The organism is Parabacteroides gordonii MS-1 = DSM 23371 (assembly GCF_000969825.1).
GTDB classification, from domain to species: domain Bacteria; phylum Bacteroidota; class Bacteroidia; order Bacteroidales; family Tannerellaceae; genus Parabacteroides; species Parabacteroides gordonii.
The window spans coordinates 32,272-44,901 of sequence record NZ_KQ033921.1; the positions used below are offsets into that span (position 1 = coordinate 32,272).

The following is a 12,630-nucleotide window of genomic DNA, read 5'->3' on the forward strand; positions in this document are numbered from 1 at the left end:
TATAATTTATCAATCGATCGTTAAGCTTATACCCAATGTAAATGTACGGGGAACGGGATAAGTAGAGAAGTCAATACCTTGCAGCAAAGCACTTGGCGCATTTCCGTTTTGATCCACACCGGCTTCCGGGTTTCCGTAAGGATATTTTGTAAATGTATACAGGTTCTGGATACTGCCATATACTCTCAGATTACTTATACCTTTAATCCCCGCACAAGGTATATTATAGCCTAATGTCACATTGTTGATTGTTAAATGGCTACCATTGTATACACTTCTGGAATGGTTCAAACGGTCAGGTTCGGTCGATCCTGTTGTTTTACCATATTTCCCGGCTCCGGGATTTTCAGGAGAACGCCATCTGTCTTTAATATCTTTCAATACATTGAATACACCATCCAGATTCGCAATACCTTCTTCATTCGCCCAAACCTTATTACCATAAGTACCGGATGTCACGATAGATAAATCAAAATTCTTATAAGAGAAATTATTGGTGAAACCGAAAACAAATTTCGGGAACGGGTTTCCTATCTCCGTTTTATCACCATCGACATCCGACCATGTAATCTGGCCATCCCCATTGATATCCTTAAATTTAATCGTACCCACCTGCGAGTCTACCATCTTGGGTGAATTATCGAAATCATGCTGATCGACGTAAACACCTAACTGGATAGGCCCGTAGAACTGTCCGATCCGACCTCCTACTTTTGTAATTGTAGAAACACGTTCTGCATAAGCAACGATCTGATCGCTGTTTCCGGATAAAGACAATACTTTATTATCGCTGAATGCAATATTGAAATTCGTATTCCATTTAAATTCGCCTACGAGGTTTTTTGTATCCAGAGAAAATTCATGTCCCCAGAATTTTAATTCACCGACATTACCCGTAAAACTGGAGAATCCGGACTCCTGAGGAATAGGCAGATTGTAAAGCAATTCGGTTGTACGCTTGTTGTAATAATCGTATGTAAAATTAATACGGTTATTAAGGAAGCCGAAATCAACACCTAAATCCAATTGTTTAGTCGTTTCCCATCCCAGGTTATCATTACCCAGTTGGGTCACGGCCGTACCGCTGGAAGACGTTTCACCAAATACCGTATTAGCACTGCTTACGACATTATAATGAGTATAGTTACCAATATTATTATTACCAACCAATCCGTAACTTCCACGAACCTTCAGGAAAGAAATCGGTTCGATCTTCTGCATAAACTCTTCTTCACTGGCGATCCATCCTAAAGAAACCGACGGGAAATTACCCCATTTTGTATTCTTACCGAAACGGGAAGAACCATCACGACGGATACTTGCATTCAGCAGATAACGTCCTTTATAATCATAGTTCAAACGAGCCAGATAAGAGATCATACTCCATTCCTGGATATCCATAGAGGGATTATTCTTTACAAGCGCCATATTGATCGTCTGGATGCGGTCGTCCGGGAAATTGGAGCCGGATATTTCAGAATAATCACTACGATATTGCTGAACGGTATAACCACCTAAAATATCGAAGGAATGTTCACCGAGCTGTTTAGCATACGACACTGTATTTTCAGACAGCCACGACCAATAGCGGAATGTCTTGTCCGAAAGATAAGCATTGATCTTACTTGGGGCGGCAGCAAAAGCACGGCCTGCAGTAGACGGCTGGAAATAATGAGTATTGCTATTTCCCAAATCAACACTGATACTTGTTTTTAATTTCAAATCACTGATCGGCTCATATTCCAGATAACCGTTGGTCAGCAAGCGATTCCACTGCGATCTGTTCGTTATGTCTTTTGCAGAACGTATCCAGTTCGGAGTTTCAAAAGAGGTTACACCCGGAGTCGTTACCATAACAGGTAATGAACCGTCTGCCTCTTTCCAGGAAAGAATAGGAGGAGTTAATCTGGCATTATCCAGCAATCCGCCACCACTTCCGAAAAATCCATCAGCAGGAGGAGCATCGTCAAAGCTGAAACTCGGTGCGATATTAAACGCAATCTTAAATTTATCATTGAATTTATATTCATTATTCGCACGGGCGGTAAACCGATTATAGGCCGAATTATTTACAACACCTTCCTGTCTGAAATAACCCAGAACGATCGAACTTGTAAAATCACCTTTGCTTGCATTGACAGAAACACTATAATCGCCAATCATGGCAGTGCGCAACATCGCATCATACCAATCGTAACCTTCGCCGTATTGCGACGGATTCTTAAAGGCATCAGGAACTTCTATCCCCATATCTTCATAATGTTCTTTCCTGAACTGAGCCCATTCCGTACCATTCATCAGTTCCGGACGTCCATGTTTAGGAACCTGCTGAATACCCATGTAAGCGTTTGAACTTACTTTGGTTTCACCGGCCTTTGCACGTTTGGTTGTAATCAGAATAACACCGAAGGCAGCTCTCGACCCATACAGAGAAGTGGCGGCCGCATCCTTTAAGACCGTCATGCTCTCTATTTCATTCGGGTTAATGTTATTAATATCTCCGACGATAGGGAAACCATCGACTACATAAAGAGGAGTAGATGTAGTAGAAATAGAAGCGGCACCACGGATACGTACATTAACACCCTGTCCCGGTCGTCCCGAACCCTGGCTGATCTGAACACCAGTAACCTGTCCTTGCATTTTCTGAGAGAACTGACCGACAGGCAGCTCGGAAAGATCATCCAATTTTACCGTTTCCATAGAGCCTGTTACACTTCGTTTATTCTGCGTACCATAGGCAACAACTACTACTTCGTCCAAAGTCTTCAGATCTTCTTTTAAAGTGATAGTGAAAGAACTCTTATTGCCAACCGGAGCTTCGTAGCTTGTATAACCGATATAAGAAACTTCCAGGATAGCATCATCGGATGTTTCCAAAGAGAACCGGCCTTCTACGTCGGTCACTGTACCGTTGGTGGTTCCTTTAATCATCACATTAGCACCGATAATAGGAAGTCCGGTTGCATCGACAACTGTTCCTGTTATATTCTTTTTCCGTTGATCGATGCCTGGTAAATTCATCCTCAATGTTTTCAGGCTCAACACAATTTGCTTGTCATTTACTTTGTAATCGATATCCGTTCCATCGAACAGCCTATGTAAAACAGATTCGACACTGTTTTCATTTACAGACACTGATACTTTACGATCTACATTGATCAATTTACTATTATATAAGAAATAGTAATCTGATTTCGCTTCTATCTCATTAAGCACTTCTTCCACTGTGGCATTGCGCATTTCCAAAGAGACACGGGCAGACTGGGAATAAAGTGTTTCCGCATGGGCTTGAAACAGAAAACCAGCTAACAAAATTGAAGTGATCCGCATACGCATGGGAATTTTTGGTAATAAGTCACAAGAAGACTTAAATTCTTTCGGAATTAATATTTTCTTCATAAATTCACACTAGATTATGATTAGGTGTAAAAACTTAATTAAAAACGGACTTTGAAAGGTAGGATGTTCAAAGAACGTTTATCTCACAGGCGGGAAAACAGCTTCGTTTTCCCGTTCTTTTTGGGGCTATGTTTCTCCTTTTCTCATATACTTTTAAAGTTAACAATTAAACAATATTTATTTCCATATCTCAATATATAGACGAACTGCCCGGAAGAATACCCTACGAAAAAAGTAATCTTTTTTTCAAAAAAATATATTTACTTTATTTTAAACTGCCCGAACAGCACAAGATTCCCCGAACAGGATATCCGATCTATAATAATCAAGACATCCCATCAATAAAAACTTCACACGAATAATTTACTGAATAAAGTAATTCCAGTTATTTTACTTTGGATAATAAGAATGAATAAGTACCTTTTTCTTCGAGAAGGCATAGTCACCCTGCTGCTCCGGTTCTATGATCTCACAACGGATCGGTGCACTCTTTTCCAGTAAAGAAAGTATTTCAGCCAGTGTCTCCGTAGTAAACGTTGCCGAATAAGAATATCCGAACACTTCTTTTCCCTGTAGTTGAATATCCACATTAAAATGACGGGAAAGTTGCTTGGCAACATCTTCCATCGGTGTTCTGCGGAACATGATCCTACCGTCTTTCCAGGCTGTTTCCATTAATATATTAGCCTTTTGCAAGGTGATATTTTTTTCGTTTCTGGCAAATACAGCCTGCTCACCCGGTTTCAAATGCTTACTCAATTGCAAATCCTCCTGCTCGACACTGATTTGTCCTTTGGCTAAAGTAGCTGTTACATTCGGTTCTTTATCATAAGCCTGTACATTAAACTCCGTTCCGTAAGCACTCACGGTTACGCCATCCGAGGTTTGTACATCAAAACGATGGGAAGCGTCCGATTCTACTTTAAAATAAGCCTCTCCCGATAAGTAAACCTGACGTTTTCCAACAAACCGGTTGGGATATATTAGTTTAGAACCGGAATTTAGCCAAACCTCCGAACCGTCGGACAAAACAACCTTTGAGACAACTCCATAAGCTGCTACCAGTTCCACTTGTTCGACCGGCAAAGATTTCCATTGTTCCAAATGATAATACAAGTAACCAGAAAGGATCAACAGCGGTAATAATAATATTGCAGCAAAAGTCCGTATGAACTGCCCCAGACGCACTTTCCAGCGATCGTTCCTGATACGCTTATGTAGTTCTGTCCAGTTCCGATCCACATTTATTTTTTTCTGTGCCATCAGTCTGTCAGAAAGTTCAAGGATAGATTTCATATCTGTATCATGCTCTTTCATAACTATCTTCTATTTTTACTATATAGACGAACAACCTACCCATATACCCTATGCCTCAATAAAGAAATCCGATAAAAAAAGGCAAATAATCCTTCAGCTCCACCCGAAGATGCTTCAAAGCCTTGGTCATATAAGACTCAACCGTTTTTACCGAAATATTTTTCTCTTCGGCTATCTCCGTATATGTTTTCCCGTCAAAACGATTACTCCGAAAGGTGGAAGATATCTGCTCCGGCAATTTATCTAAAGCCTGGTTAAGAAGGTATTCCAGTTCCACAGTCGTATACAGATCGGAAGTATCCTCTTCCGGCTCTTCCATGAACTTCTCTTCCCAACGCTTCTCGACAGCCTGTTTCCGCAACCAATCCAGACAACTGTTCCTCACGGTAGTCAATAAAAAGTTACGGGCTGAAACATGTATATCCAGACTCTTCCTATTCTTCCATATCCGAAAAAAGGTATCCTGCACAATATCTTCACAGGTTGCTTTATCTTCTACATACCGGTAAGCAAACACACATAAAGGAGAGAAAAAATCGTAGAATAATAGCCGGAAAGCTTCCTCGTCATCTGAAAAGGAAATTCGCCGGAACAATTCATCCGTTCTATCTGCTTTTATTGCACCCATCTTCGTGTAAGTATCATTTATTTATATTCCCTATTTCAATGGAATAGTATACGATTTCGTCCTTCCGTATCCGGTCAGCACAAGTCCGTTTTCATAAATATCCACCACACCAAAAGCATTTTTAGACTCTGTTTCAATCATACCTTCCGTCGTTATGCAGGGAATATTTTTATAATAGGCAAAAGCCCCGGTATGATGATGACCGCTGATCACACATTTCACACAAGAGAAATCGACGATGGTATCCAGTATCTCCTGATCGTTCAATGCGGTAAATTCTGTAGCAGGATAAATCGGATTATGCGAAAGCACCAGTACTTTCATGCCGTTTTTCTGTGCCTCTTGCAACTGGTCTTTCAGCCATTGCAGTTGTTTGCTACTGATACCGCCGTTCCAATCCTGGTCATTATTACGTTTGGATGATTTAATACGATCCAGCATAACCGGCAGTTCAGCTTCTTTCCAGGTGCCTTTTATATTGGAATAAGAGGCGATTTCATTGGTGTTCAGCATAATAAAAAGCCAGTCTCCTTTCTTAAAGGAATAATACTCTGCGGGCATATCCAACTTGTTAAACAGGTCTCCATTATTTGTAAAACCTTTGTAATCGTGGTTGCCCGTCGTATGAAAAACAGGAGCATCCAGTTTCTTCAGCAAATCGACCACCGGATCTATGTCAGCAGGGCTTCTGTCTACTATATCACCCAGATTAATCGTAAACTGCACTTTCTGTTCATTTAAACTATCTATGCAGGAAGTTAGTTTCTCCAAAGAGTTTCTGTAATAGCGATCCCCATGCGTATCACAATCGCCGTACTGAATATCAGCAATCAGACCAAAACGGATCAGAGGAGAAGTGTCTTGACTAAACATACGTGTTGCAGAAAAACTGGTTAACAAAACAAAGAGAACTATTAGATATCTGAGATTTTTCATATAATGAGTAATTAACAGGTTCTATACTCTGACAAATGTATTACTATTTTCAGAAAAAGAAAAAATATCGCTTACTATTATCTATTTGTCATTTTGATAATTTACCTGCCGGAGATTACTCTATTCTGCCCCGTTACACACAACGGTTATAAATAAAGCACTCACAAAGACATTGCATTTATCAAAAAGAAATAATCTGCCAATAAATCCAAGCCACAAAACAACAAAACAGCTTATTTACCATCTTATCGTCTACTTTTCATAAATATACCACTCGCATAGATAATCTGAAAGCAGCCATCCACTCAAGCAATATAGAGTAAAAACATGCTCTACGGCATATACTTATCTTACAAAAAGTGCTTATTTCATGAAAAAAAGCCCCCTTATTTACATTTGTTAAGTCCAGTCTTTTGCAAAAAAAGGTCCGGACTTTTATAAATTTTCTTCCGGACCTTTTTCAAAAAACACCCGAATGAAATTTTTCAAGGCCTGTGGAAGGTTTAAACGTTAATGTTTGTAACAATATCAAACCCGAATGCAGCTTTTTAATACCTTTGCCCGTCACTAAAAAAGAGAATACAAGCATATTTTATCACGTATTATTAACTATACATGTCTTTGTGTCATTTTCAACATAAATAAAAAAAAGCTGTTATAATGATAGGGGTTTTCAAAATATTTCTGTCATACAGATAAAAATTAAAAATAAGACTGATATGAAATACATATTATTCATTGCTATGGATTTGGCAGTATATCCTTTCCTGCTATTACTCTTTATAGCTAAAAGTATATTTAGTAAAATACAACCGACACATTAAAACGGCATTTCTTATTTCCCCGATTATTCGTACCTTTGTTCTATCAACTTAACAAGGAGCGTTCATGTACTTCAAAGATATAATCGGTCAGGAAGAGATTAAGAAACAATTAATACACTCAGCTCAGACAGGAGTTGTCCCTCACGCTCAACTCTTTACGGAACAGGGCGGTGCAGGTGCCTTTCCTTTGGCACTGGCTTATGCCCGTTATCTGAATTGTACGCATCGCACAGAGAACGATGCCTGCGGGCAATGTCCTTCCTGCCTGAAGTATAACGAACTGGCTCACCCCGACTTACACTTCGTATTCCCTATCGTATCGAAAAAAGAGAAGAAAAAGGAAGTATGCGACGATTACCTGTCCGAATGGAGAGGTTTTCTGAAAGGCCGCCCTTATTTCAACATAGACGGATGGCTGGATTATATCGAAGCCGGTAACTCGCAGGCGTTGATCTATTCGAAGGAAAGTGACGAAATCATCCGTAAACTGAACCTCAAGATATACGAAGCTACTTACCGCATCCTGCTGGTCTGGCTACCGGAAAAGTTACATCCTACCTGTGCCAATAAGTTATTAAAAGTGATAGAAGAACCGCCTTTGAATACGGTTATCCTGATGGTATCCGAATTACCCGACCAGATATTGGGAACGATCCTGTCGCGTGCACAGCGGATCAATGTCCGTTCCATCCATCCGGAAGCGATCACCGCTGCTATGGTCACACAGTTCGGACTGGCTCCTGACGATGCCAAACATGTAGCTCACCTGGCTAATGGCAGTTATCTGAAGGCTGTCGAAGCAATCAGCCTGAGCGAAGAAAACAGTTTCTATCTGGAACAGTTCAAGACGATGATGCGTAACTCATGGGCACGCAACGTAAAAGGAATGAAAGCGATGGGTGATGTGCTCGCCAGCATCGGACGTGAACGACAGAAGAACTTCCTGCAATATTGCCAACATCTGATCCGTGAGAATTTCATGTACCGCTTCCAGTCACCCGACCTCAATTATATGAATCTGGATGAAGCAGGATTCGCCACCAAGTTCGCCCCCTACGTGAACGAACGAAATGTATTCGACATCATGGAAGAACTGGCTAAAGCGGAACGCCATATCACACAGAACGTAAATGCCAAAATGGTATTCTTCGATCTGTCTCTCAGGCTTACGGTACTGATAAAGAGATAATATCCTTATATCTTCTTATTTCTCCAATTCCCTTTCCAAAGATAGAAGAACGAGATCAGCAGCATCCCGTTGTAAGCAAATTCCGTCGTCCAGCAAACGGCAACATCAGCCATCAGCCAGACTCCAATAAAATAGGTATAAGCCACATATACGAAGATACTTGCCATATCGATCAACAAGGCCGATTGTGTATTTCCGGTGCCCGACACACTAAAGAAATAGATAAAAGCCGGAACAGCCAGTAGATAAGAAGAAAGCATCACCCATAGAGAAGGGATAGAACTCTGTATCAAATCCGGATTATCCGTATATATCCTTAAAACCAGATCCGGGAATAAGGCGAGTAGTGCACTTATAGGCAACACGAAGAAATAACACAGCCGCATCATACGTCCACATAATCCCATCACCTGATCAGATTTCCCCTGGCCGATCAAATTACTGACCAACGAGCTTGAAGTAGAAGCAAACGCATTGACAAACATAAACAGGAAAGAAGATATACTACGCACCACATTCGTAATAGCCAACGGCCGTTCCCCCTGATGTTCCATCACGACAAAGAAGATGAACCAACCGATAAATGCAATGCCATGCTGCACCATAATCCAGATAGATACATTTAATATCTGTTTCAACATCCGGAAATCGATCCCGGTGAAACTGAACATGGCATATTTCTTATAATCGATTTTCTTCCATGTATAAATAATAAAGAACAGCACCGATACAGCTTCCGAGATAGAGGAAGCAATAGCTGCTCCGGCAATCCCTAAGGCCGGAAATCCGAATTTACCGAATATCAGGACATAATTCAGCATCACATTCGTCAGCACCATTACTACAGAGTTGGCTGTCAGTATCTTCGTCTTGGTTATACCCACATAGAAAGCCCTGAACATAACTGCCACGAATGAGAAGAAGAAACCGTAAACACGCCAGTCGATATAACTCATCGTCGCATGATACACGTCATCCGAACCGATCAGCTTCCGCAAGATAACAGGAGAATAGAAATGGGAAACTGTAAATAAAGTAGCGGCAAGTAGTAACAGGAAAAGCGAACCTTGCATAAATACCGGGCCGATCCGTGTATAATCATGTGCCCCATTCCTTCGTGCCATCAATACCTGCGCCCCGACACTAAAGCCGAACCCCAGCATATAAATAACCAGATAATAGACTCCGGCCAATGCCGACGCACCAAGTTCCACCTCTCCTACCCTTCCCAGGTAAGCCGTATCTGTTAACCCGATCATGTGCTCCATCAGCAAACTGATAAGTACAGGATAGGTGATTTGCCAAATTTGTTTATTCGTAAATTGCATATTGGATATTCAAAAGGGCTGCAAAGGTAGTAATAAGATACTTTCCATACAATATAACGTATAAATATCCGTTTATCAATTTGTCATACTATAGCGGGTAAATCAGATTACTATGGCGACTATTTGGAATTAGTATCACGAGTAATATTTTTTAACGTATTAAAATGACAAGGAAAGAAGAAGATACATAACATAAAGATATAAACGATGAGCCTCAAAATATTCCTGACACTCCTCATGACCGTTTGCTTTTGCAGCTGCAACGGACAAAATACAAATGCCAACAGCATTACCTCTGCCGTACCGATGCCAATCAACCGGTTCGATAAAGAATTGTTCCAATTGATCAATTCGGACGACACAACCCTTAATCAGCAGTTATTAGCCAAATATCCGCAAATGACCGAAATACTGGGTAAAGGCATCCTCAACATGCAGTCGCCGGATCTTCCGGGATTCTTTACCAAACTCGAAAACTTTTATTCGGAACCGACCTTGAAGAAGCTGTACGGCGATGCCATCCAAAAGTACGACTCCGTAGCAGGGCTGGAACAATCCCTGGGTAATGCCTTCGCCTGGATACACGAAAACTTCCCGACTATGCAAATACCGGCTTTATATATGCACGTCTCCGGTTTCAACCAGAATGTATTGGTGGGTGACAGCTTATTATCTCTGTCCATCGATAAATATATGGGAGAAGATTATCCTTTATATCAGGACTTCTTTTATGACTATCAACGTAGTAAAATGCAACCCTCGCATGTAGTGCCCGATTATGTTGCAGGCTGGTTGATGTCCGAATATCCGTTCGACGGAAAAGAGAACGTACTGCTCGACCGGATGATTTACGAAGGAAAGATAAAATATATGGTTCTGCTGGCTTTGCCCGAAATGACGCCGGCCAACTTGTTCGGTTATACCGACCAATCATGGGAATGGTGTAAAAATAATGAAGCGAACTTATGGAAAGCGATCGTAGAGCGTAAGCATTTATACACCCCCGATCAAATGACGACCATGAAGTATTTCGAAGATATGCCCGCTCATTTCCTGACCAGCGATGCTCCCGGAAATATCGGAAGCTGGATCGGCTTGCAGATCATCACTCAATATATGAATGAAACAAATGCGACTCCCGAAGCACTGATGAACAACAACAATCCGCAGGAGATTCTGACATTATCGAAGTACAAACCATAGGACATAAAAAAACCGCCCTATTCTCACGAACAAGACGGATAACCTAATCTAACTTAATTCTAATACCATGAAAAACACTATATCTTAATAACAGGACTTGAAGAAAAAAGTTCAACTACCCTGTTTATTTTTATTTCTTTCACAAAATAAAGATCGTGAGATACCAGCAGCACCGTACCGTTATAGTCCTTTATTGCTGCTGTTATTATATTAACACTCTGTATATCCAAATTGTTCGTCGGTTCATCCAAAATAAACAAATCGGGTGTACTATTGCTAACCATCAGGCAACAGATCGCCAGGCGCATCTTCTCTCCCCCGCTTAGTTTTGAACAGCTTTTATCCCAGGTGCCGACCGGGAAAAGAAAACGGCTCAGTATCATTTTTAACTCATGTTCCGGTTTGGCAAACAGGTTAAATTGCTCCAACTGCTCAAAAACCGTAAGATGAGGTTGCACGATCGAATATTCCTGGTCGATATAGATATATTTAAAGTCTGCACGGGTAATAGTTCCTTCCGTCGGTTCCAGTTCTCCCAAGAGTAATTTCAGTAAGGTTGTCTTTCCCGCACCGTTATTTCCGCTGAACCGGATACGGTCGCCGCTTTTTATTTGCAGGTTCAACGGATCTTGCCACAAACGGCTTTCGCCATATCCAAAGTTCACGTCTTTGGCCGTTACCAATATCTTTCCTATATGAAGATCCGGTGAATTAAAATCCGTTTTCATCTGCCGCATATTAGGCAAAGCAGTCTGTATATCCGCAATGGAAGAGCTGATCGCACTCATTTTATCATCGTGTACGTTCTTTAATTTAACGGTACTATTCTCTGCGCCCTCCTTCATGGCCCCCATCATTATCCGGGGAATGCCTTTTTTTACAGCGTTTTTCTCTCCCCTTGAACTCGATTTATTCTTTCTCTCGAGTGCTTCCCTGGCTATCTTCTTTGCCAGACGCAACTCTTTTTCTTTTTCACTTAATTGATTTTGCAAGGCAGCCAGGGCTTGTTCCTTCTGTTCCTTGTAGAATTCATAATTACCGCCATAGAGCGAAATGGTGCTTCTGTCCAGTTCGCAGGTATAAGGCAGCAGGTTCAATAAAGTCCTGTCGTGGCTCACGATAAGCATTGTGGCACGACTCGACTCAATGAAACCGTATAACTTATTTCTGCTTCCGGTATCCAGATGGTTGGTCGGTTCATCCATCAGTATAATTCCCGGAGAATGAATTTGCAGGCCCGACAGGAATACTTTTGTCTTTTCACCGCCACTAAGCGTACACATGGGCTGATCCAACCGGATATGCTGCAATCCCCAAAAGGAAAGAGCCGCCAGACAACGTTCCTCGATATTCCAGTCATCATCCAGAGCGGTAAAATTTCCGATAGATGCATCCCCGGCAATAATGGCCTGCAAGGCTTTAATTTTAGACTCTACCTGTAAGGCCTGCATAACCGTCAACTGATCGTATTGCCCGAAATGCTGGGGCACATAATAAGGTTGGGAAGAACAAACGACTTCGCCCGAAACAGGTTTCAAACCTCCTTCAATAATACGTAGCAAAGTAGATTTACCGGAACCGTTATTTCCGACCAATGAGACTTGTTCTCCTTTATTTACCGTCAAATTAATATTCTGAAACAGTGGTTCTTTATCCGCATGGATATAGCTAAGCTGCTGTACTGATATGCACATAGACTAATTGCTTTAAAAATGTTAGAAACTAAAGTGGATTAAAAACGTGCCTGAGAGTGGCACTCAGATAGCCGGGAAGGTATATAAGGAAAAGGTAATATAAACAATG

The 12,630-nt window shown here is 41.2% G+C and carries 8 protein-coding genes; 2 read left to right on the forward strand and 6 right to left on the reverse strand.

The features are described from left to right. Positions 1 to 9 precede the first annotated feature (9 nt). The 4 genes from HMPREF1536_RS24470 to HMPREF1536_RS24485 form a co-directional block, all read right to left on the reverse strand. The gene (locus HMPREF1536_RS24470) at positions 10 to 3,402 is read right to left on the reverse strand and encodes a TonB-dependent receptor (RefSeq protein ID WP_028728660.1); all 3,393 of its coding nucleotides are present in this window, start codon (positions 3,400 to 3,402) and stop codon (positions 10 to 12) included. 390 nt (positions 3,403 to 3,792) lie between these two features. Further along, positions 3,793 to 4,719 (reverse strand): FecR family protein, encoded by a 927-nt coding sequence (locus HMPREF1536_RS24475; RefSeq protein WP_052349866.1) that lies wholly within the window; start codon positions 4,717 to 4,719, stop codon positions 3,793 to 3,795. 55 nt (positions 4,720 to 4,774) lie between these two features. Then, positions 4,775 to 5,347, reverse strand: coding sequence for an RNA polymerase sigma-70 factor (locus HMPREF1536_RS24480; RefSeq protein ID WP_044192760.1), 573 nt, complete (start codon positions 5,345 to 5,347; stop codon positions 4,775 to 4,777). 30 nt (positions 5,348 to 5,377) lie between these two features. Beyond that, entirely contained in the window at positions 5,378 to 6,220 is an 843-nt protein-coding gene (locus HMPREF1536_RS24485; protein WP_225608010.1) for a metallophosphoesterase, read from the reverse strand. A 951-nt stretch (positions 6,221 to 7,171) separates the two neighbouring features. Here HMPREF1536_RS24485 and HMPREF1536_RS24490 point away from each other — a divergent pair. Then, positions 7,172 to 8,296: a DNA polymerase III subunit gene (locus tag HMPREF1536_RS24490; protein ID WP_028728663.1), complete on the forward strand. Its 1,125-nt coding sequence runs from the start codon at positions 7,172 to 7,174 to the stop codon at positions 8,294 to 8,296. A 5-nt stretch (positions 8,297 to 8,301) separates the two neighbouring features. Here the strand turns inward: HMPREF1536_RS24490 and HMPREF1536_RS24495 are convergent, their stop codons facing one another. Further along, complete coding sequence (locus HMPREF1536_RS24495) at positions 8,302 to 9,624, reverse strand: MATE family efflux transporter (protein ID WP_028728664.1); 1,323 nt, start codon at positions 9,622 to 9,624, stop codon at positions 8,302 to 8,304. Between the two features lie 207 nt (positions 9,625 to 9,831). On the opposite strand from HMPREF1536_RS24495, the gene gldB reads away from it, so the two are divergent. Next, on the forward strand, positions 9,832 to 10,827 hold the full coding sequence (gene gldB / locus HMPREF1536_RS24500) for a gliding motility lipoprotein GldB (protein ID WP_028728665.1): 996 nt from the start codon (positions 9,832 to 9,834) through the stop codon (positions 10,825 to 10,827). Positions 10,828 to 10,904: 77 nt separating this feature from the next. Here the strand turns inward: gldB and HMPREF1536_RS24505 are convergent, their stop codons facing one another. Further along, positions 10,905 to 12,521 (reverse strand): ABC-F family ATP-binding cassette domain-containing protein, encoded by a 1,617-nt coding sequence (locus HMPREF1536_RS24505; RefSeq protein ID WP_028728666.1) that lies wholly within the window; start codon positions 12,519 to 12,521, stop codon positions 10,905 to 10,907. Positions 12,522 to 12,630: the final 109 nt, after the last annotated feature.